The organism is Brytella acorum (assembly GCF_029309905.1).
Lineage (GTDB): Bacteria > Pseudomonadota > Alphaproteobacteria > Acetobacterales > Acetobacteraceae > Brytella > Brytella acorum.
This window is the reverse complement of record NZ_JARBJP010000003.1, coordinates 292,178-312,257: the sequence shown is the minus strand read 5'-3', so window position 1 is coordinate 312,257 and position 20,080 is coordinate 292,178. Positions and strand designations below refer to the sequence as shown.

Annotated in this window: 15 protein-coding genes; 6 read left to right on the top strand and 9 right to left on the bottom strand. The window is 63.7% G+C overall.

Going from position 1 to position 20,080, the window contains the following annotated elements; translation table 11 throughout:
* Position 1 precedes the first annotated feature (1 nt).
* Positions 2 to 2,461: a TonB-dependent receptor gene (locus tag PWM43_RS07920; protein ID WP_289841955.1), complete on the bottom strand. Its 2,460-nt coding sequence runs from the start codon at positions 2,459 to 2,461 to the stop codon at positions 2 to 4.
* Between the two features lie 219 nt (positions 2,462 to 2,680).
* Between PWM43_RS07920 and PWM43_RS07915 the strand changes: the two genes are divergently transcribed.
* Positions 2,681 to 3,271 carry a hypothetical protein gene (locus PWM43_RS07915; RefSeq protein WP_289841954.1) on the top strand — a complete coding sequence of 197 codons (591 nt, stop codon included), beginning with the start codon at positions 2,681 to 2,683 and terminating at the stop codon, positions 3,269 to 3,271.
* A 3-nt stretch (positions 3,272 to 3,274) separates the two neighbouring features.
* Here the strand turns inward: PWM43_RS07915 and PWM43_RS07910 are convergent, their stop codons facing one another.
* Positions 3,275 to 4,675, bottom strand: coding sequence for a superinfection immunity protein (locus PWM43_RS07910; protein WP_289841953.1), 1,401 nt, complete (start codon positions 4,673 to 4,675; stop codon positions 3,275 to 3,277).
* A gap of 44 nt (positions 4,676 to 4,719) precedes the next feature.
* Entirely contained in the window at positions 4,720 to 5,634 is a 915-nt protein-coding gene (locus PWM43_RS07905; protein WP_289841952.1) for a S1/P1 nuclease, read from the bottom strand.
* Between the two features lie 344 nt (positions 5,635 to 5,978).
* Here PWM43_RS07905 and PWM43_RS07900 point away from each other — a divergent pair, with 344 nt between their 5' ends.
* Complete coding sequence (locus tag PWM43_RS07900) at positions 5,979 to 7,262, top strand: NAD(P)/FAD-dependent oxidoreductase (RefSeq protein ID WP_289841951.1); 1,284 nt, start codon at positions 5,979 to 5,981, stop codon at positions 7,260 to 7,262.
* Positions 7,263 to 7,368: 106 nt separating this feature from the next.
* Here the strand turns inward: PWM43_RS07900 and gspG are convergent, their stop codons facing one another.
* Positions 7,369 to 7,848, bottom strand: a complete 480-nt coding sequence (gene gspG / locus PWM43_RS07895) for a type II secretion system major pseudopilin GspG (protein ID WP_317134983.1) — start codon at positions 7,846 to 7,848, stop codon at positions 7,369 to 7,371.
* A 145-nt stretch (positions 7,849 to 7,993) separates the two neighbouring features.
* Here gspG and PWM43_RS07890 point away from each other — a divergent pair, with 145 nt between their 5' ends.
* Positions 7,994 to 8,407 (top strand): lytic transglycosylase domain-containing protein, encoded by a 414-nt coding sequence (locus PWM43_RS07890; protein ID WP_289842036.1) that lies wholly within the window; start codon positions 7,994 to 7,996, stop codon positions 8,405 to 8,407.
* 32 nt (positions 8,408 to 8,439) lie between these two features.
* Here the strand turns inward: PWM43_RS07890 and gspD are convergent, their stop codons facing one another.
* The 3 genes from gspD to PWM43_RS07875 are packed head-to-tail and all read right to left on the bottom strand — an operon-like array spanning position 8,440 to position 12,532.
* A complete protein-coding gene (gspD, locus tag PWM43_RS07885; protein WP_289841950.1) occupies positions 8,440 to 10,767 on the bottom strand; it encodes a type II secretion system secretin GspD in 2,328 nt (775 codons plus the stop codon).
* Positions 10,764 to 11,402 carry a type II secretion system protein GspM gene (gspM, locus tag PWM43_RS07880; protein WP_289841949.1) on the bottom strand — a complete coding sequence of 213 codons (639 nt, stop codon included), beginning with the start codon at positions 11,400 to 11,402 and terminating at the stop codon, positions 10,764 to 10,766. The genes gspD and gspM overlap by 4 nt, the downstream gene beginning before the upstream one ends.
* On the bottom strand, positions 11,399 to 12,532 hold the full coding sequence (locus PWM43_RS07875; protein ID WP_289841948.1) for a PilN domain-containing protein: 1,134 nt from the start codon (positions 12,530 to 12,532) through the stop codon (positions 11,399 to 11,401). The genes gspM and PWM43_RS07875 overlap by 4 nt, the downstream gene beginning before the upstream one ends.
* Before the next feature lie 214 nt (positions 12,533 to 12,746).
* On the opposite strand from PWM43_RS07875, the gene PWM43_RS07870 reads away from it, so the two are divergent.
* Positions 12,747 to 13,622 carry a type II secretion system protein GspK gene (locus tag PWM43_RS07870; protein WP_289841947.1) on the top strand — a complete coding sequence of 292 codons (876 nt, stop codon included), beginning with the start codon at positions 12,747 to 12,749 and terminating at the stop codon, positions 13,620 to 13,622.
* A 2-nt stretch (positions 13,623 to 13,624) separates the two neighbouring features.
* Here the strand turns inward: PWM43_RS07870 and PWM43_RS07865 are convergent, their stop codons facing one another.
* Together PWM43_RS07865 and hrpB are read right to left on the bottom strand one after the other, a co-directional pair.
* Entirely contained in the window at positions 13,625 to 13,747 is a 123-nt protein-coding gene (locus PWM43_RS07865; protein WP_289841946.1) for a hypothetical protein, read from the bottom strand.
* A 60-nt stretch (positions 13,748 to 13,807) separates the two neighbouring features.
* Complete coding sequence (gene hrpB / locus PWM43_RS07860) at positions 13,808 to 16,336, bottom strand: ATP-dependent helicase HrpB (protein WP_289841945.1); 2,529 nt, start codon at positions 16,334 to 16,336, stop codon at positions 13,808 to 13,810.
* Positions 16,337 to 16,464: 128 nt separating this feature from the next.
* On the opposite strand from hrpB, the gene PWM43_RS07855 reads away from it, so the two are divergent.
* Positions 16,465 to 18,588, top strand: a complete 2,124-nt coding sequence (locus PWM43_RS07855; protein ID WP_289841944.1) for a protein-disulfide reductase DsbD family protein — start codon at positions 16,465 to 16,467, stop codon at positions 18,586 to 18,588.
* Between the two features lie 124 nt (positions 18,589 to 18,712).
* Positions 18,713 to 20,005 (top strand): autotransporter strand-loop-strand O-heptosyltransferase, encoded by a 1,293-nt coding sequence (locus PWM43_RS07850; protein WP_289841943.1) that lies wholly within the window; start codon positions 18,713 to 18,715, stop codon positions 20,003 to 20,005.
* Positions 20,006 to 20,080 lie beyond the last annotated feature (75 nt).

The following is a 20,080-nucleotide window of genomic DNA, read 5'->3' as shown; positions in this document are numbered from 1 at the left end:
GTCAGAATCCCGTTGAAGCCGTGAACAGGGCGGCGAAACCACCGCCGATATAATAGGTCGGCGCGCTTCCGGCGATGGTCGAGCCATGGCGTCCGGTCGTGTCACGGGCGTTGAATGTCGGCGCGGCGATGCCAGACAGATAGTGCGTATTGGCGATGTTGACGAAATTCATCCGTAATGTCGGCGCATGGAGGTGTACGGCGTCCCTGAAACGATAACCGAAGGCAAGATCGCCTGTCGTGTGATCCGACACGCGTTCGTCATTCATAAAGGTCGCATATTGATGACCGGTGTACCGAACGGTCGCGACGGCGAAAAAATGTCCGTCATCATAGGTCAGTCCGGCCGATGCCTGCAAAGTCGGGCTGCGCACGGCCGTCCTGCCCTTCGTCGGCAGGAGGTCGCCGTCCACGACCATGTCGTTATCGATGGTCGCATGGAGATATTCGCCCGACACGTAAGGGCTGAAATGATGCCAGGGGCGCGTGCCGATCTCGACGTCCACGCCGCGTGTCGTCTGGCCACCGCCATTGACGGTCGATGAAACCAGCGCGCCGTTCTGGGAGACGAGCGTGGAAACCTGGCGGTTGGTGAAATTGTAGTTGAACAGGGTCAGGCTGCCGATGATCCAGCGGCCCGTACGGCGATATCCGAGTTCCTCGGTAATCGAATATTCGGGGCGCGTATCGGGTGTCGCGGCGGCATTGAGCGCTCCCGAACTGGGATTGTAGGTGTTGTAGAAGGCCGTTTCGTCGGGCGCGCGAAAATTCGTCGTCGCGTTGAAGAAGATCTGGTTGGCGTCATCGATTCTGTAACGCACGCCCAGACGCGGCAAAGGCTCCACATCATTGGCGTTGGCGCGGTACTGCGGCCCTGGCATCGCGTTCGTGCCGTTGCGCGTGAGCATGACGACTTTGATTCCGGCATCGATCGACAACCGGTCCCGCAACAGGCTCAGGTGATCGCCGAGATAGAGCGCATTTGTTTGCGAGATCGTATGGTTGCTGCCTCCCAGAAGCTGGCTTCTATCCGCAAGCAGGACGGTATCACGCCGTTTCGTGGACCAGATGTCGGCGGCATGACCGTGGCCGTCGACCGTGGTGAAGGGCTGCTGTTCGGTATCGTCGCTGTAATCATACCAGTAGCCGAGCATGAAATCGTTCCGGCCGGTCCTGTAATGCAGGCTGGCGGTGAAACCGGAGCGATAGCTGCGCTGGGTATAGTTCGTCCGCACATTGGCGACGCCATCCACGGCGCCTGGAAGATTGAGGGTATCGGGCAGGGGCTGCGTGCCGGAATACAGGCCGGTTTCGCTCAATGTCGAACCTCCGGGCACGTTGCCGTAGGCCAGCTGGGCATAGGGCGTGGTGTCGAGTGTCAGGTGATCCGTCAGGCGCAGATGGACCGGCGTGCCGGCATAGAAGGTGCGTTCCGGAGCCCGCCAGAGTTTCCAGTAATCCGTGCCGCCATTGGCGTTGTTGACGTCGTAGCGCGCCGCGAGGTCGTTCGCGCCGTGAATGCCGTAGGCTTTCCAGTCCGCCGCCGTCACCTGCGGATAATAGCTCGTGACCGTGCTGTTCCAGGACCCGAGCAGGCTCGCACGGTTTTCGCGGCCCCATGCCTTGAGGATCTTGAAGTCGATGTGATGACGCTTGTCCCGTCCCGGCCCGCGCCAGTTATCGGTCGCGCCGTGAGAGTAGGAGACGAAGGCCCGAACGCCGGAATGGGCGATATCGCCGGTCTCCAGCCGCAGGAATTCCCGATTGGTGTCATAAGAGCCGTAAGACGCGCTGGCATAGCCTCCGGGCTTCATTCCGGGATCGAGGAAAGTCAGGTTCATCAGTCCGCCCGAGGCGTTGAGAACCGGGCTGTCGAGATCGGCGGAACCCTGCGCGAGCGCCACTTCACGATAGTTCTCGCTATCGGCGAACTGGCTGGGATAGCCGTTATAATAGGCGACATCGTTGAGAGGCATGCCTTCAAGCACGTAGCCCAGAGAGTCGTTGCTCAGTCCGCGCACGGTGATGTTGGTCGCGGGCGAGAAGCCGAAGGGATCGGACGTCGCGACGTTCGCGCCAGGCAGCATGGCGGCGAGCTGGTAGGCGGTGGCCATGGGCGGCTGCCTGTCCATGAAATCCCGACCGACCGTACTGACGGCGCGCGTGCCGGACTGAGGCCGGATCAGCCCTCCGCCCGGCTGCGCGCCCGTGGCCTGATCCGACTGGCGGCGGACCGTGATGCGCTCGACGCCGGACGGTCCGTCAGGCACGCGGGCGCGTGCAGGCGCCGACGTCCGGGCGGACGGCGCGGCCTTCGAAGGTTTCGTCTCCGCGTTTGCGGGCGGACTGATCGTCAGAAGCGCGGACGCGGCGGCGCCGAACCACAAGGCCGCGCGCTGGCGTCGCGGGCGCGGGCCAGCGCTGGCGTGAGGGACGGGGAAGCGAAAAGACGGGACGATCATACGCCTCTCTTAAGGCAAAGACCCTGGGGAGAACTACGGTCATTCTGTCCGTATCATGGGGGCGTGATGAACAAACGGTTATATCGGCGCTGCCATGCATTTTTGAATGACTGTTATGTCTTCGATCGGAGCCTCAATGCTTGCCGCCTTGAGCGCTCCGGGGTGTAAGGTGCAGGGAACACGGTCGGGAGCCGTGGATTTTCTGAAGGGCCACGTCCGATGGCGCCCTCGATCGATGGCGAAAGACTGATCGCATTTCCGGGGAAGCGTCCGCTCTCTCCGCGGGATGCCGCGCGCTTCCTGCGAATCTCCCCCATGCTTTTTCGCGTTCTCCGCCTGTTGCGGCAATTGCCCAGGCCGATCACGATCAATCGGAAGCGCTTTTATAATCGACAGGATCTCGCCGCCCTGCGCGCCCGGCTGCTGGACGGGGTGGGACTGGGACACAGAGAGAGCCGCGTCGGCGGGTCTACGTTTTTTCCCGGCGGGGAGCCAGAGGAGATGTCCGCCTGCGATCCCCTGATGGTTGTGCTGTGCCGCGATCTGGCGATCCGGCGCGGCATTCTCGTCGGGCTGTGGGGCATGCTGCTGGTCGGAGCGCTGGTGCTGGCGACGTGTTATCCGACGCTCCTGCGCGACTCCATGAAAGCCCAGAGCGGCGACGCGCTCCCGGTGGAGGACGCTTCCATGCCGCCGCCGCCCGGAACGCCGTTCCTGCCTTCCACGGCACGCCCTGCGCCGCCGCCATCCGTGCCCCAGGGCAACTCGTCCCGGGGCAACTCGTCCCGGGGCGCGTCAGAGGGCCGATAAGCGTTACGGCCGGTCTCGCCGTCCGGCGCCGTAGTCGATCAGGCGCTGATCGTAGCTGCGGCGGCTTTCGAAGCAGAGCGCCATGATCAGGGCGCCGATCCATCCGATGAGCGTCACGCCGAGAAAGAAATTCACGAGGAAGATGGACAGAAGACCGGTCGCGCCACGCGCGCAGCCGATGATGAACGGCAGAAAGTAGAGCACCGTTCCCCCGATCGCGAGCAGCACGAAAAAGCCGAGCGCGATCCCGAACACCGTCGTGGCTTCCTTGTTGGTGAGCGTTGTCGAATAGGACTGGACGCTGTCGCCGTCCGGCTTCTGTTGTGAAGGCGCTTCGGCCCTGGGCGTCGAAGGCGATGTCTCGGCGGCGGAGGCGTCAGCCGTGAGCGGCAGGGCGCGTGCCTGCGTTTCGGTGATGTAGCCGGTCTGCACCAGAAACGCCGACAGGGCGACGGGGAAGGGCAGGGGTTTGTTTTCCTCATCCGTGCAGGGCTGGTTCCCTTTCGTCGAGAGCAGATTTTTCAGGGTGCATCGCGACATCGCGAATGTCGGGTCGCTCTTGCTGTCCTGCTCGCGCAGCATGGTCTTCCATGCCGGGACGAGGTTGCCGACGGTGGCGCTGGAAGCGACATAGCCCGCGAGAAAGCCATTGGGTTCGTTGCGGCCGTCCTTGATCCACTCCTGGCGCCGCTCCGCGAGAGAGCGTGCGATGTCGTCATGAAAAGCGGGATCCCGCGTAACGTCCGTCAGCGCATTGTCCCGGAGCGACTGGATCACGAGCGGGGCGTAGGAGCCCGCATAGGACGAAAACGTGTAGAGAAAGCGATCGTCGCTGGTGACGAGAACGGGCGTGCTGTTCCGGCCCATGGCCATGACGGGGAACGGCTCCCCACCGTTGCGCATGCCCATGTTCACATGCCGCCACGTACCGTCCGGCGCACGGCTGAAGATCGTCGTGACTTCGCAGCAATGGGCGCCGCCGGTGAAGGCGGAGACCATGACCTGCGGTCTGTCATTGGTCGGATCGAGTTGCCACATCGAGAGGGTCAGACCCATGACACCCCGATGGTCGGCGTCGTAAGTCGTCAGGCGGGTCACGCTCGCCGGGATGTCAGGGTGTTGCTTGTCCGTGATCGTCAGGGTCGCGACCGGACAGGAGGCCGCCTGGGTTTCGCCATTCGTGTCCCAGAGCGTTTTCAGGGTCCGGCATCCCGACACGGTCTCGACCTTGACCGATGCCTGGATGTTGTCCGCATTAATGCTGGCTAGGGAGTGGTCGCCCAGTTCCGCTTTGGCCAGAGGGCTGAGATGCAGCCCCTGAGCCCGCGCGCGCGGGCCGGAAGCCATAAGAAGCAGGAAAGCCGCCAGGCCATAACTGGCCCCGCGTATCACGAGTGACTTCATGAGGTCTTTAGACTCCCGATCGATCTGGCTGGATGGCGTCGGCTTTACGGTGTGGCGAGAGCTTCGTTCAGCACGGCGGCCAGACGGACGCCCGCCTGCTTGAGGCGAAGCTGTATGATGGGCCAGGCGATGGCCGTGTAGCTGTCACCCAGAGCAGCGTCCCTGTTTTGCGTCAGGGCACCGTAGGCGACCGTCCGGGCAAGGGCATGGCTCTCATCGGTCCAGTCGATGGTGGCGTCGCGCATATGGCCGGGTTGAACGTCCGCCGCCCAGTAGGTGGCTTCATCCGGCGTGATGGTCGCCCCGAGCCTGGTGGCTACGGCGCGCGCGGCGGCGGGGTCGATGCTGTAATACGGCCCGACCGTCAGATGAGCCTGATGGTCGATGATGCCGCCATCCCACAACGCATGCAGGTTCATGTGTCCGTTGGCGTTATCGCCCTCATAGGTCAGGCGCACGGTGTTGCCGCCCTTGTCGTCATCGCGCTGGGCGGCATGAAGAGGCTGGTGGATGTCGCCGACGAGATGGACCACCCATTTCAGGGCCACGAGCCGCTCCGCGGCTGGCGCATTACGGTCCGCCAAGGTCTTTTCGAGGGCAGGAAGCTTTTCCACGACGCAGGCATCGGCCGGACAGTCGCGTGTCCGGTCATAATCACGGTTGTTCACATCGATGTCGACGTAATGCCAGAGCAGCGTTTCAGGCGCGCCGCCCTTGTTTTTGGGCACGTGTCCGATCGTGTCGGGCCAGGAGGCGACTTCATCCAGCGTGTGATGGTTTTCAAGCGCCAGCAGTTCCTTGACCGCTTTGGCCGCCTGGGGCGAGAGACGATCCTGGGCGATTTCGGCAACGATGGCATGGCCATACGGTCCCCATGCCTCTGCGGGGGGAGCAGCCAGCACGGCACCACAGGAGAGAAGCGCGGGAAGGCTGAAGCGGGAGGAAAAGCGCGAAAGCATGATGCGGGTTCTCTGTCTGACAACGGGATCGCCGTCATCTCTGTCATCCTTGTGGCATCCTCTCAAGCCGGGAATTGAGGCTCGAACAAGGCATTCGGCAGGATCACGTCTCTGCGAACCACATGACAGGGGCGTCCGGAACGCCGGCGTCTGAGTCCGCCTTGGCGACACGCAGCACAGGGTTCCGGTGCTTTCCAGGTCTGGATTGCGTGTTTTCCGGCACATGAAATCCGGCTCACCTGACGACAGGCCGGACGTGTGAACCTTTTAGACTGATGGCCTTGGATGCTATGCCTGCGAGGCCCGTCCAAGCTGGCGCGGGAAAACGAGGAAGCGAGGTTCAGGTGGCGGAGACATTTCGTATCGTGATCGTCGGCGGAGGCGTTGCGGGCCTCGCGATGGCAACGCGGCTCGGGAACAACCTTGGACGCGCGGGACAGGCCGAGATCACGCTTGTCGACAAGAGCTTCGCCCATGTCTGGAAACCGATGCTTCACTGCTTCGCGGCCGGCACGGCCCAGAACGAGAACGACCGCATCATGTTCATGGCGCAGGCTGCGCGCCACCACTTCGAATTCTGGCCCGGCGAGATCACCTCTCTCGATCGCGCAGCCAGGACGCTGACGCTCGCGCCGGTGATGTCGGCGGACGGGCAGGAGGTGCTGGGCGAGCGTCACGTCCGCTACGACCTCATCCTTCTGTCGATCGGCAGCCGCGCCAATGATTTCCGCACGCCTGGCGTGTCCGAGCATTGCCTTTTCATCGACAATCTGATCGAAGCCGGGAGCTTCAACGAAAAGTTCCGCATGGCGCTGCTGCGTTCCTTCGCCGATAACGAGGAACTCAACATCGCCATCGTCGGCGGCGGCGCGACCGGCACCCAGCTTGCCGCCGAACTCCACAAGGCCCTGGACTTCGCCGCGCTCTACTCTTTTGGACAGAAGCCCCCCAAACTCAAGGTGACGCTGCTCGAGGCGGGACCACGGATTCTGCCCGCTTTCCCCGAAGAAGTCTCGATTGCCGCGACCCGGCAGCTCGAAGCGATCGATGTCACGGTGCGGGCGGGCGCGATGGTGAGCGGCGCGGATGAGAACGGCTTCCTGCTGAAAGACGGAACGCGCGTCGATGCCAAGCTGCGTGTCTGGGCAGCGGGGGTCAAGGCGCCGGACGTCACGGCGCAGTTCGGCGGCCTGAAGCTGACCCGGTCCGGACAGATCGAGGTCAATCCGAGCCTCCAGGCGATGGACGACGAATTCATCTACGCGGTGGGAGACTGTTCTTTCATCGCAGCCTCTCCCGTCGCTCCGACCGCGCAGGCCGCACGCCAGCAGGCCCACCATCTCGCGCGGCATATCCCGGCGCTGGTCCGGTCCGGGCGGCCGATCCCTCCATGGACCTTCCAGAACAAGGGGGCGATCGTCGCCCTCGGCAGCTATAACGGTTGGGGAACATTCTCGGGCGGCACCGTTTTTGGCGGCGGCTGGCTGCACGGGCTGTCCGCGCGACTGGGGCACATGGCGCTGTATCGTCAGCACCAGTTCGAGCTTTACGGGCCCTGGCGGGGAGCGGTTGCCTGTATCGTGGACTGGCTCGACCGCTTCGTGCGCCCGCCCATCCGGCTCGACTGAGGGCTGGCGGCCGCTACTTTCCCTCCGCGAGGGCGGAAGGCTTCGTGCGTAGGGTAATGACCGGATTCGCGGCCGCTTGATCGAAACAGAGCCGTCCGCGCCGATGTCAGTTGCAGATCATCCCATCCTGACCGGGGCCGCCACGGCGATTCTGGCTCCCGCCCGAGCACAGATCGTAATCGTGCCCGTCGCGTGATGAAGGATTGTGATAGATATAGGGATGGTTCCATGGGTCGAGCGGCACCTTGCCGTCCTTGACATAAGGGCCGTTCCAGCCGCTCGCGTCTGAAGACGGCTTGCTGACGAGGGCTTCCAGCCCCTCGTCGCTGCCCGGATAATTGCCGGTATCGAGCTTGTACATATCGAGAATGGTGCCAATCCGCGCGATGGACTGGTGCGCCACGCTGTTCCGCGCGCCACCGAGCTGTCGCAGGGCGGCGGGCGCCACAAGGCCGACCAGCAGGGCCAGAATGGCGAGGACGACGAGAATTTCGAGCAGGGTGAAGCCTGCGTCCCCCTGTTCATCTCGTCTTGTCTGAACATCTTGCGCCGGAAGTGGAAAGATCGCGTTGTGAACGTCTGGCAAGGGCTTGTTCCTGATCTGCGTTACGATGTTAGAATGAGAAACAAACTAGCCTAACCCGATGGCGCATCCAATGTATGCCTCATCCGGTGTTCCGGCAGGCTGTGTCGCGCCGGTCATGTCGGCGCATCTGGAGAAGGCGAAAACCATGCCCATTCCGTTTCTCGCGTGCATGGCCGCCAGCGCCCTGTATTATCACCTGCCGCCGCGTGTCCTTCCCTCCATTCAGGCCGTCGAGGGCGGCACGCCGGGCATGGTGCGCACCAATACGAACGGAACACACGATTTTGGCGTCATGCAGGTCAATTCGACATGGGTGCCGCTGATCGCGCAGATCACCCGGCTGCCGATGGTCGATGTGGCGACACGTCTGGCGATGAAGCCCTGCTTCAACATCGCGGCCGCCGCGATGATACTGCGGTCCCATCTCAATCGGGACGGCGGAGACCTGCTCAGGGCGGTGGGCGATTATCATTCGCGTACCCCCGAACTGAATACGGCCTATGCGCGCAAGGTTCTGGGGGCGGCGGGACATCTTTTCACCGGTTCCCGCTCTGGTTGAATCAAAAACCGGAACGTTCTCTGGTCGTATAGTCAGTCCTTGAGGCCGATCGCGTGCAGGATACGGTGCTGCGGATCCGACGAGCCGGACGCCGGGATCGCTTTGAGCGTATCATGTAGCGTCGCCGCGCGCGGGAGAGCCTCGCGCATATCCTCGGTCAGTTTGGCGGCTTCGCTCTGGCTGTGAATCACGTGGGGTGTGATGAGCACGAGCAGTTCCGTACGTGTCCGCGTGTTGGTCTGCTGCCCGCCGAGCAGGCCAAGGATAGGAATATCCTTCATCCACGGAATCCCCTGATTGCCGCGTTGGCGGTTATCGGTGATGAGCCCGGCAAGGCCGACCGTCTGGCCGTCCGAGATCTCGACGCGCGACGTGACCTGACGCTGGGAGAAGGTCGGGCTGTTGATGCTGTTCGAGCCATTGGTCGTCGTCGTGGGCGAAGCGACCGAACTGACCTGCTGCGATACGTCCAGCGTGACCAGATCGCCGTTGCTGACATGCGGCGTGACCTGGAGGATGACCCCGGTCGGCTGGTAGCTAACCGTATTGGTGATGGTCGAATTGGATGTCAGGACGCTCGTCGTCGCACCGGTCAGATAGGGCACGAGATCGCCGACCATCAGCGAGGCGGGCTGGTTGTCCATGACCATGATCTGCGGCGAAGAAAGCACCTGCACGGTGGTGACGTTTTGTAAGAGATTGATGACGAACGGCGCGCCGCCCTGATCGCTTCCACCCAGAACGAAGCCCGGGAAATTGCTCGCAAGCTGCGACGCCGCCAGATTGGATGCCCCCAGAGTTTGACCGGCGGCGCTCAGAATGCCGTTGATGCCGCCCGATTTGAAAAAGAACTGCGTGCCGTATTTCAGATTGTCGTTGAGCGTGACTTCGGCCACGGTCGCGTCGATACGAACCTGCAATGGAACGATATCGATCTTGTGCAGCATGGCGGAAATCGAACCGAGTTCCTCCTGCGTGGCATAGACGAGGATGGCATTGTTCTGCATGTCCGGAATGATCCGGACGGTATCGCGGCTGCCCTGACCGTCCTCCATGTTTCCAAGACCGCCAAGGAGGGGATTGCTGGAGATGTCGTCGTCCTGATGGCTTCCGGAACCACTGCCCGCCTGGTTCTGGCCGTTATTCGAACCGTTCTGGGCATTGTCGTCGTTCGCGCCCTGTTGTCCCGGCATGCTCGACGCGCCGCCGCCGCCAAAACCACTGCCGCCCAGCCCGCCACCCGGATTGCCCTGGCCGCTGCCCTGACTCAGGAAATTGCTCATTTTGCCGATCGTGCTGTTATGCGGGGTCGGCGAGGCCGTGACATGGTCGGGCGTGAAAGCCTGCTGAAGGACATAGGCGACATCATTGGCGCGACCGTTCTGGAGGTAGAAGACGTTCCAGACGCGCACCGTCTTGCGGCGTCCGGCCTCGATCAGCGTAAAGACGCGTTGGGCATCCTGAAGCAGTCGTGGATTGCGCGCGATGACGAGGACGCTGTCGATCCGCGGCATGGCCAGGACCTGGACCTGCCCGCGCATGACGCCTTCCTTACCCGAAGCCAGCGCTGTTTCCAGGGCATGCCCAAGTTCCTGCGCATTTCCCGTATTGGTCGGCAGCAGGGCGTAGGACTGCCCCGCGAGGGCGTCGGTGTCGAAGGACCGCACGAGATCGACGAGGGACTGTCGCGTCGCGGGGTCGCCATTGATGATGAGCGTGTTCGAGCCCTGCGCGGCGGCGACATGGCCGCCATTCTGCTGAAAAGGTTCGAGCACTTTGGCCAGCGCGGTCGCCGAGGCATAGCGCAGCGGCACGGCGACTTCGCCGTCCTGCGCCGCCGCCCCGCGTCCGACGCCCGACGGGCCACCGGCGGCGGGTACGATACGGTAAAGGCCGTTCTCTTCGATCAGGCTGGCATTGGCGCCCGTGAGAAGACTGCGCAGAACCGGCAGGAGCTGGTCGCGCCGCAGAGGCTGGGAGGTGCGCAGCGTGGCCGTTCCCTGGACGGCGGGATCGATCGTGTAGTTCACATGCTGAATGTCGCCGAGAATCTGATCGGCAACCGTGCGGATATCGGTATTAGCGAAATTCAGCGTGATATCGCCCGGACCGTTTTCGTTCGTTGTCCGGGCCGCGCCGTTCGCCTGGGCATAGGAGGCGACGCCGCTGTAACGGCGCTGGGTTCCGATCTGGCCATCGAGCCTGGGCTGGGCTGTTCCGAGGCGGGTCGGACCGGAGAGCGGTCTGGGCCTGGGCGGGGCCTGTTCGCAGCCGCCCATTCCGAGAGTCACTGTCAGGGAAGCGCCTGCCAGCATGATGGCGCGCGAGGCGGGGAAGGTCGATAAGGAAAACCTGTTCACTTCATGTCACCATTCGAAGCGCCGCCGGCGCTTTCTTTTTCTGTCGGGGTATGAACAGCCAGGGCCGCGCGAAAGCCCATGACCACCAAGGTGGTTTCGACCATCTCGCCTGTCGGATGATCCGGAACTTCGACAGTCTGTATACGCAGATCGTCGGCGAAGAGACGCGGGCGCGAGGTTTCCAGGTCGCGAAGAAAGCCGATGAGATCGGACCATCGGGCCTGGAATTTCAGGCGCACGCCGATGCGGCGGAGGCGTCCCGAGGCCTCGGGCTGGATCACCTCTTCCTCGCTCGGGGTTACGCCGTGCCGGGCGAGCAGACCGTTCGTCATTTGCTGGAGCTGCGCCCCGGCCACGGCGTCCGTGCCCGCTTCGAGAAGAATGGTCGTGCCCGCAGCCTGCGCGGCGGCCTCCCGGACGCGTTTTGAAAGATCGGGAAGCGTGTCGCGAATGGCCCGCATATGTTCGAGCATGATGCGTTGATCGGCTATTGCCTGACCGCGCGCGGCGTACCAGCTCCACAAAGGCGAGATCACGCCGATCCATACAGCCGCGAGCGCCAGAAACGTCAGGGCGAGGGCCAGGAAACGGCCCCGACCGCCCTCGGGCAGCAATGGCGTGTCCGTCGTGCTCAACGCCCCGGTTCCGCATGAGGCGGTTGTGACGATTCGTCTGCGAACCGTGTCCTGATCGTAAAGACATCGTCCTTCTCGTCGTCCGAGCGCGTGACGGCGCCGGAAAGCGACGGGTCCTGAAAATGATGATCGCGCGCCATGCGTTCGAGGAGTGCGGCCGCCGAAGGCGCCCGTCCGGTCAGCTCCATCTGACGGGCATGAAGGGCGAACTCGGTGAGATACGCCTGATCGGGCAGCGCGGCTGACAGGGTTTCCATCGCTTTGCTCACCGAGCCTGACGCTTCCGACTGCCGCGCCAGAATGGCGGGATTGCCCGTCAGGGTTTCGTAGCGGCTTCGCAGCATCTGGGCATGGGTCACGGCTGGTCGGAGCGCATCGATCTGCGTTTCCAGCGCCCGACTTTGCGCATTCTGGCGAAGCCCCGCTCCAAGGGCGGCGGCGGCGACAAGGACCACACAGAGCCAGAGCAACCGCAGATTGCGGGTTCGGTCGGCGGCCTGTCCTATCGGGATGGATCGCCAGCCCGACGGGGCGGTCGCCGAGGTGGGGGCCACAATTTCCACAGGCCCGAAGCGATGTCTTGCGAGCCATGACACCAGTCCGGCGATCGGCGCGCGTGGCGTGCAGCGCAGTCTGACCAGCAGGCGTTGATGGGTTGCGATCCGTTTCGTGATGACGGCGGACCAGAACAGGCTCCGGGTCATGAAGGGTGTGACTCTCGGGATCTCGAACGTCATGACCGATGCAAGGGAACGTTCGGCGGCAAGAGGGAGGCGAATTTCGGTTTCGAGAAGGTCCTGCGGGGCAATGCCGATCGCCAGCGGCAAGGCGAGTCGTCCGGCGCGGGCCAGATCCGTCAGACGTGCGGCACCCTGTTCGTTGATCTCCACCATGCCTTCGTCGAACGCTCTCCCATCGACCCAGCGGATCACGTCAACGGTCGTGCCAAGAGGCTCGTCCTCGGGCAGGTCCGTCAGGGTGGCGGCATCGTTCAGCGGGATCAAAAGAAGGAAGTGGCTGCGCTCGCGCTGACGGTGCCATCGGCGTGGCAGCAACGAAAGGATCTGCGTTTTGTACCACGGCCAGAAGTCCTGCTGCCAGAAACTCCGCACGCTGTCGGAAAAACTCATGAAAGTCAGAAGGCTGCAAACAGGAAGGGCACAGGCATTGAGATAAGCCTCATGTTTCGATCTGTTCGCGACAGACATGATGTCGGATATGTGGGCGCGAAATAAGATTACGCTTTCCGAAGATTTTCAACAAGGTGTACAGGGGGCTCAGAGCCTATCTTCCGATCCCTCTTCTGATGAGGCATGATCCACCGCTCGTCGTTACGGAATGGTGATGGATCCGTCGGAACATCTGCGCAAGGATCATGATGAAGGCGGCTTCGCGCTTCTGGCCGTCCTTCTGGCTCTTGGTCTGCTGTCGCTCGTGGTAACGCAGATCGCCGCTGCGGGCCGTCAGGAAGTCCGTCTGGCCTTCGCACGTCAGCAACGCGCCATGCTCGAGGCCGCCGCGGATGGCGGCGTGCAACTCGCTCTTTTCCATATTTTGCAAACGGGAAACGGGCATTGGCGTGACGATGGATCATGGCGTCCGGTGCCGTTCGACACCGATGTCAGGCTTGCGGTGTCCGTGACAAGAATGGAGGGGCAGGTAAATCCATCCGGCGCCTCGCAGTCCTTGCTCGTGGCCATGATCCGCCAGTGTGGCATGGATGCGACGTCCGCCGGCAACATCGCCTCGGCGATCGTCGCGTGGCGGACACCCGGAGCTGCGGTGGATGCCTTGCCAGCCTATCGGGCGACGGGACGTTCCTACGGTCCTCGCGGGACCTCTTTTGTTTCGATGGCGGATTTCAGTCAGGTGCTCGGCATGACACCGACCCTGGCCGCCTGTCTCGCGCCGCATCTCTCGTTTACCCAGCTGGCCGATCCGTCTCCGACGACGACTGATGCGTTCGTGCGGGCGGCGTTGCGCGCGAGCGCGGATCAGGAGCCGAAGAAGGACGCCGTGGCCTCGGGAGAGGCGCTCCAGGGCAGCGGAATTCTGCGCCCGGTCGAACGGCGGATCGATGTCGTCGCGTCGAGCGGCGCGTTCCGGTTCCACCGGATCGCAATCGTCGATGTCACGGGACGTGGCGAAAGTTCATCTTACGTGATCCGACGCTGGTTTAGCGTCGTGGACGGAGCTGGTTCTGAAAATGCAATTCCCTGATCTCAGCGATGGCTCACATCGACGGCCAGCATGGCGTTTTCGACGATCGAAGAGGCTGCGATTCGTATCGTGACCGCCCAACCCGTTGCAGGAAAGAAACATAGGGCGAGAAGCGGTTTTTTCATTATCGAAAAGGCTTATCCGTGACGTTGTTTATCGAGAACGAAATTCCTGATCATGTGCGGCTAGCCGCGCGGGCGACGTATGGGCGGTGAGGCCGTGGCTGGATCTTCCGGCCAGTCATGCCGGGGATAGCGACCGCGCATGTCGCGCCGCATGTCCGGCCATCCGGTTTTCCAGAACGCCGCGATGTCCGCCGTGATCGCCTGGGGTCGTCCGGCGGGAGAGAGCAGCGCGAATTGAAGCGGCACCTTGCCCCCGGCGACGCGCGGCGTTTCGCGGATGCCGTAGAAGGCCTGCGCGCGGGCGGTGGCGGTGGGCGTGACGGCCGTATAATCGATCGAGACCTGGCCGCCCTGCACTTCGATCATGCGCGGCAGTTCGCGATCGATGCGCGTGAGCACCTCATAGGGCAGTCGACTGCGCAGGATCGTCAGCAGATCGAGCGCCTTGACCTGCGCAAGCTTCGTCAGTCCGGCAAGGTAGGGCTCCAGCCATTCCTCCAGAGTGGCGGCGAGAGCGTCGTCGCTTAAATCGGGCAGGGACGGGTCGAGATGCGTCCGGGCCAGGGCGGCACGGGCCTGGAACTGTCGTGCCGCCTCGGTCCAGGCGAGATTTCGGGTGAGGTCGCTCCGGATCTGCGCCAGAAGCAGGGAGCCCGCTTCCTCCGGCGCGACCGCGACGCTGCGATCCCGCAGCACGAGCGCGCCCAGGCGCAACCGTTTACGCGCCATGATTGAACCGGTGACGGGGTCCAGCGTCGTTTCGACCTGCTCCGTCGTGCGCGCGAGCAGCGCATCGGGCAGGTTCTCCGCGTCGAGCGGGGCGGCCAGACAGAGTTCGGTAGCGGTTCGCACATGCAGGGCCGCCACCGCCAGAAGGCTTTCGCGCGCCAGAGGGTCGGTCGCGCCCAGCCGGGCGCTGCCGCCTCCGGCGAGGCGATAGCGGCCCGGCTCGCCTCGGGACTGGGCGACACGGTCCGGGAAACCCGCCGCGATCAGGCCACCCGCGGCGTCAGGGTCCATGTCCGCGCCGCCGCGCAGACCGAGGCGCTGGCGGTAGCGGCGCGCGCCCTCGCGGATGCGCGCGAGGCTGGCGCGGTCGGCATCGGGATGATGTGTGTCGCCCGCGATCAGGTGCAGACGGCTGCGGATATCTGCTGGCGGGTTGCTGGCGCGCTGGCCCGGAACGGGCCTAGGGCGCAGGGGATCGCGTTCCTCAAGCAGGGCGGCCAGGGCAGCGGCGGTCGCGCGCGCGGAGGGCGTGTCGGCCGCGCAGAGCATGGCGGCGAGACGCGGCTGGGCGCCGATCCTGGCCATGGCCTCTCCATGGGGGGTGACGTGTCCGGTTTCATCGAGGGCGCCGAGGTCGCGCAACAGGCTGTCCGCCGCCTGTGTTGCGCCGTTGGGCGGCGTGTCGAGCAGAGCCAGCGCCTCCGGAGACGTGCCCATCAGAGCATGCCAGGCCGCAACATCGAGGCGATGGCCTCCGAGATCTCCGTTGAGGATTTCGGGCAGGTCCTGAAGTGGCAGGCCGCGACCGGTGGCTTCGGTCCAGAGCCTTATCGCGATGCCCGGAGCCTCACGTCCCGCGCGTCCCGCGCGTTGGGTGGCCGTCGCGCGCGAAACACGCTGGGTCTCCAGCCTGGACAGGCCAGAGCCCGCATCGAAGCGCGGTGTCCGGCGGAAACCGCCATCGACGACGATCCGCACACCGGGCACGGTCAGAGAGGTTTCAGCGATCGACGTCGCCAGAACGATCTTGCGCGTCGTGTTCGCGGTCGGTCGAAGAGCGCGGTCCTGCTCGGCGGTGGAAAGCTCGCCATGCAGGGGGAGCACGGGCGCCGGAAGATCCGCCAGCGCACGCTCGGCGCGCCGGATCTCGCCCAGTCCCGGCAGAAACGCCAGGATATCGCCGACTTCGCTGGCGAAGACGTCCCGGATCGCGCGGGCGACGGCTTCGGGCAGATCCCGCATGGCGGCGATGTCGCGCTTGGTGTGGCGGATCTCAATGGGAAACTGCCGTCCTTCGCTTTCGATCAGCTCTCCGTCCAGAAGTCCGGCGAAGGCGCGCCCGTCCGTGGTGGCGGACATGGCGACGAGGCGCAGTTCGGGGCGCAGGCTCCGCTGAAGATCGAGGCAGAAAGCCAGGGCCGTATCAAGATCGAGTGAACGTTCATGAACCTCGTCGAACAGGATCGCCGCGACGCCCTCGAGCAGCGGGTCCGTCAGCAGGCGGCGCAGCAGCAGGCCCTCCGTCACTACCTCGATTCGTGTCGAGGACGATATGGCCGAATCGGTGCGGGTGCGAAAACCGACGGTCTCTCCCGTTTCTTCGCCCAGCAGTTCCGCCATGCGATGCGCAGCCCCCCGCACGGCCACGCGGCGGGGCTCCACGACGATGAGACGTCCGGCCTTGCACCATGGCGCGTCCAGCAGGTGCAGGGGCGCCAGCGTGGTCTTCCCGGCGCCGGGCGGAGCGACGAGCACGGCGTTGCGGCCCGCGTTCAGGGCCGCGCGAAGGGCCGGGAGAACCGCCGTGACCGGCAGTTCGGGAAAAGTCGCACTATTGGCGAATGATGACGGGACATCCATACTATTGATCATATGATGCGTATGACGCTTTCGGTCGACGTCCCGCAATCCTGTTCCGCGCGACCTGTTGGCTGGTATCGGACACCGTATCACCTCAATTTTTGCCGTTCGTTCAGGGAAATCCGCGCTTGCGTCAGTTTGTGTCTCTTCTTTTGGTCATACTCTGGCTGGGCGGCACGGCCCATGCGGCCGAAAGTCAGGCCATCACGTCCGAACGGGACGAAGCCACGCTCGTGACCGATCGCGACGCCATCGGCCCGGACCAGATCCTGCATGTCGGCCTGCGGCTGAAGCTCAAACCCGGCTGGCATACCTACTGGGTGAACCCCGGTGACGCGGGCGAGGCTCCGGTCCTCAAGGTGCAGGCGTCCGGTGGCGCGGAAGGCGCGTCGGATACGATCGACTGGCCGACTCCGGTGCGTCTCTCGGAGGGCGGCCTGATGGCCTATGCCTATGAGGGCGATGTCGTTTTGCCGGAAGTCCTCAAACTTCGGGGCAAAAGCCTTCAGGGCAAGGGCGGCGTGACCATCAAGGCGCATGCCGAATGGCTCGTCTGCGAGAATACCTGTGTGCCCGAAGAAGGCGAGTTCACGCTCGTTCTGCCGCCAGCGGATGCCGATCCCGGACCGGGCGCCCAGGCGGCCCCCCTGTTCGCGAAAGCCGAGGCCGCGCGGCCGGTCCCGTCGCCTTTCGCGGCCTCTTTCGGCGCGGACGGAATACTGACCCTTTCGGGCGCCGGGCTTTCCGCGCAGTCGGTGCATGACGCCTGGTTCATGCCCTCGGCGGGGGGGCTGATCGATCACGTGGCCAAGCAGGCTCTGAGCGTCGGCGACGGGCATGTATCACTCAAACTGACATGGGCGGCGGGCAGCAAGGCGCCTTCGACGGTTGCAGGGATCGTAGTGCTCCAGGACGCGGCCGGTAAAACGAGTTCGCTCTGGATCGATGCGAAAAATTCCGGGGCGACGCCTTCCGCCGCGACGCCATCGGCGCCTGTGGCGGCCCATCCGGCGGACGCATCCTACGGACTGGGCATGCTGCTCGTTTTCGCCTTCCTGGGCGGCCTGATTCTCAATCTCATGCCCTGTGTCTTTCCCGTTCTCGCCATGAAGGCGCTTTCCGTCGCGAAAATGGGCGCACATGGACGTCGCGCGGCTTTCCATAGTGCCTTCGCCTATACCGGGGGCGTGATGGGCACGTTCGCGCTGCTCGGATTGCTCCTCTTCGGGTTGCGGGCAGCGGGGTCCGTCGCCGGATGGGGCTTTCAGTTCCAGTCTTCCGTATTCGTCGTCGGGGTGGGCTGGCTGCTCTTTTTGATGGCGCTGAATCTGCTGGGTGTGTTCGAGATCACGACCGGGCTGGGGCAGGACGTACGGCCCAAAACGGGGCTGGCGGGCGATGTGATGACGGGTGCGCTCGCCGTCGTGGTCGCCACGCCGTGTACGGCACCGTTCATGGGTGTCGCCATCGCGGCGGCTTTAGGCGGCGGGGCGGTGTCCAGCCTTGCGATCTTTCTTTCCATGGGGCTCGGGCTGGCCTTTCCTTATCTGTTGATCGCGGGCGTCCCGGGAATTGCGACGCGTCTGCCCAAGCCGGGCAACTGGATGAGCATCCTGCGGCAGTTCCTTGCTTTTCCACTTCTGGCCACCTGCGTCTGGCTGCTGTGGGTTGCCGGTCTGCAACGTGGGCCGGACGTGGTGGGGCTGGCGACGGGAGGTGCGGTCGCGCTGGGATTCGCCGCCTGGATGTATGGCCTCGCGCAGCAACGCGCGATGACGGAGGGCGTCACGCGGGGCGTCATCGTGGTGCGGGCTATCGCCATCGGCGTTTTCGCGCTGGTCGTGGCGTCTCTGGCGCGGATTGATGCGGCACCCGCGCCCCATGTCTCGACGGCGGCCATGGAACAGAGCGCGACGTCGCGCTCCGTGCCCTACTCCGCCGAGGCTCTGGCGAAGGCGCGCGCTCAGGGCAGACCCGTCTTCATCGACATGACGGCGGCATGGTGCATCACCTGCATGGTGAATGAGCGTGTGGCGCTTTATACGGCCGATGTTCAGGACGCATTCCATGCCCATGACATCGTTTACATGAAGGGCGACTGGACGAACCGCGACCAGGCCATCACCGACTATCTGCGCGCGCATGGTCGCGATGGTGTGCCGCTTTACGTCTATTATCCGAGTCATGGGCCGGAACAGGTGCTGCCGCAGATCCTGACCCCGGGCATGGTGCTCTCGACTATTAACGGATGAACGGATTAAAGTCGTTTCAGTTGGGTATCATAAGACTCGGGGAAAAGACTTGACTGAAGGCGAAGAGACGGCGACCAGAGTGACAGACAGCCCTTCTCCCATAGAGATGAAGCCCTCTGGAGACATGAAGCCTTCTGGCGCTACGGCTTCTTCCGCCCCTTCGTCCGAGACGAAAAATCCCTATCTCTCTCCTCCGGCTCCAGCGACAGTCGAGGCGAATCGCGGTGTGCGGTTCGATTTCAACGATGGCGCGCGGGTTTTTGTCCCGACGCTGGCGGAAGGCGCCGGACAATGGCGCATCCGTCTCATGGATGCCGAGACGGGGAATATTCTTTTCGATACAAAAATAGCGGGCGGCATGGTGTCATCCGCCAAGAAGTATTTCGTACCGTTCGGTATCGATGTGTGGTTTCATGCCCCCGACGGCACCGTCGAGCATGTCGTGAACCACGTCATGGAACTGCGTGAACGACAGGTTTTCGTCCAGATTCCCGTGGGCACGCTGGGCGATACCCTCGCATGGCTGCCAGCCGTTTCACGCTTTGCCCGCCAGACCGGCGCCATCGTAACGGCAACCGTTTCCGAAGCCATCTATCCGCTCGTACATGGGGCGGATCCGCATCTCTCGCTGGTGCCTCATGGCGAAGCCCGGGAAGACAAGGCGTTTACGGCGCGTTTCTATGCGACCTATGCGCTCGGGCTGTTTTTTACCGACAAGGATCGCGTCCGCCAGCCGACCGATTTCCGTCATGTCGGACTGCATCGGACGGCTGCCTATATCCTTGGCATCAATCCGTGGAACGACAAGCCGCCAGCCCTGAACGTGCCCGATACGACGCCCCCGATCGAAGGGCCGTATGTCTGCATCGCGGTTCAGGCGAGCACCCAGTGTAAATACTGGAACAATCCCGGCGGCTGGCGAGATGTGGTGTCGTTTCTGAAAAGCTGCGGTTATCGGGTCATATGCATCGATCAGAAGCCTGTTTATGGGCAGGGCATCGTCTGGAACCATCTTCCACACGGAGCGGAAGATGAAACCGGCAGTCGCCCCCTGGCCGAGCGTGTGCGATGGCTGCGTCATGCGGCGTTTTTCGTGGGGCTTTCCAGTGGTCTGGCGTGGCTCGCCCATGCGGCAGGTACGCCTGTGGTGATGATTTCGGGCTTTACCCATCCCGATAACGAGTTCGAGACGCCCTATCGCGTCATCAACTGGCACGCCTGCAATTCATGCTGGAACGACGCCGCGCATCAGTTTGACCACAAGGATTTCCTGTGGTGCCCGCGCCATGCGAACACGCCCCGTCAGTTCGAGTGCTCACGTTTGATCACGGGACAGCAGGTGGTGCGGACCATTCAACGCGTCCTGAAAGACCGCGTGCTGCCCGGCGCCGAACGGCCCGCTTACGTAACGGCCTGACCGGGACGGCCTAAGTGGGAAGGCCAGAGCAGGGCGGAGGCGGCGCTCGCCGGATCGCCCCCAATTTTTCCGAAG

Excerpts from the sequence above, each read along its gene's own strand:
- PWM43_RS07865 (WP_289841946.1), bottom strand. The coding sequence starts at position 13,747 with ATGAAAAAACCGCTTCTCGCCCTATGTTTCTTTCCTGCAACGGGTTGG.
- PWM43_RS07890 (WP_289842036.1), top strand. The coding sequence starts at position 7,994 with ATGCCCATTCCGTTTCTCGCGTGCATGGCCGCCAGCGCCCTGTATTAT.
- PWM43_RS07870 (WP_289841947.1), top strand. The coding sequence starts at position 12,747 with ATGGATCCGTCGGAACATCTGCGCAAGGATCATGATGAAGGCGGCTTC.
- PWM43_RS07850 (WP_289841943.1), top strand. The coding sequence starts at position 18,713 with ATGAAGCCTTCTGGCGCTACGGCTTCTTCCGCCCCTTCGTCCGAGACG.
- PWM43_RS07905 (WP_289841952.1), bottom strand. The coding sequence starts at position 5,634 with ATGCTTTCGCGCTTTTCCTCCCGCTTCAGCCTTCCCGCGCTTCTCTCC.
- hrpB (WP_289841945.1), bottom strand. The coding sequence starts at position 16,336 with ATGGATGTCCCGTCATCATTCGCCAATAGTGCGACTTTTCCCGAACTG.
- PWM43_RS07875 (WP_289841948.1), bottom strand. The coding sequence starts at position 12,532 with ATGAGTTTTTCCGACAGCGTGCGGAGTTTCTGGCAGCAGGACTTCTGG.
- PWM43_RS07910 (WP_289841953.1), bottom strand. The coding sequence starts at position 4,675 with ATGAAGTCACTCGTGATACGCGGGGCCAGTTATGGCCTGGCGGCTTTC.
- PWM43_RS07915 (WP_289841954.1), top strand. The coding sequence starts at position 2,681 with ATGGCGCCCTCGATCGATGGCGAAAGACTGATCGCATTTCCGGGGAAG.
- PWM43_RS07920 (WP_289841955.1), bottom strand. The coding sequence starts at position 2,461 with ATGATCGTCCCGTCTTTTCGCTTCCCCGTCCCTCACGCCAGCGCTGGC.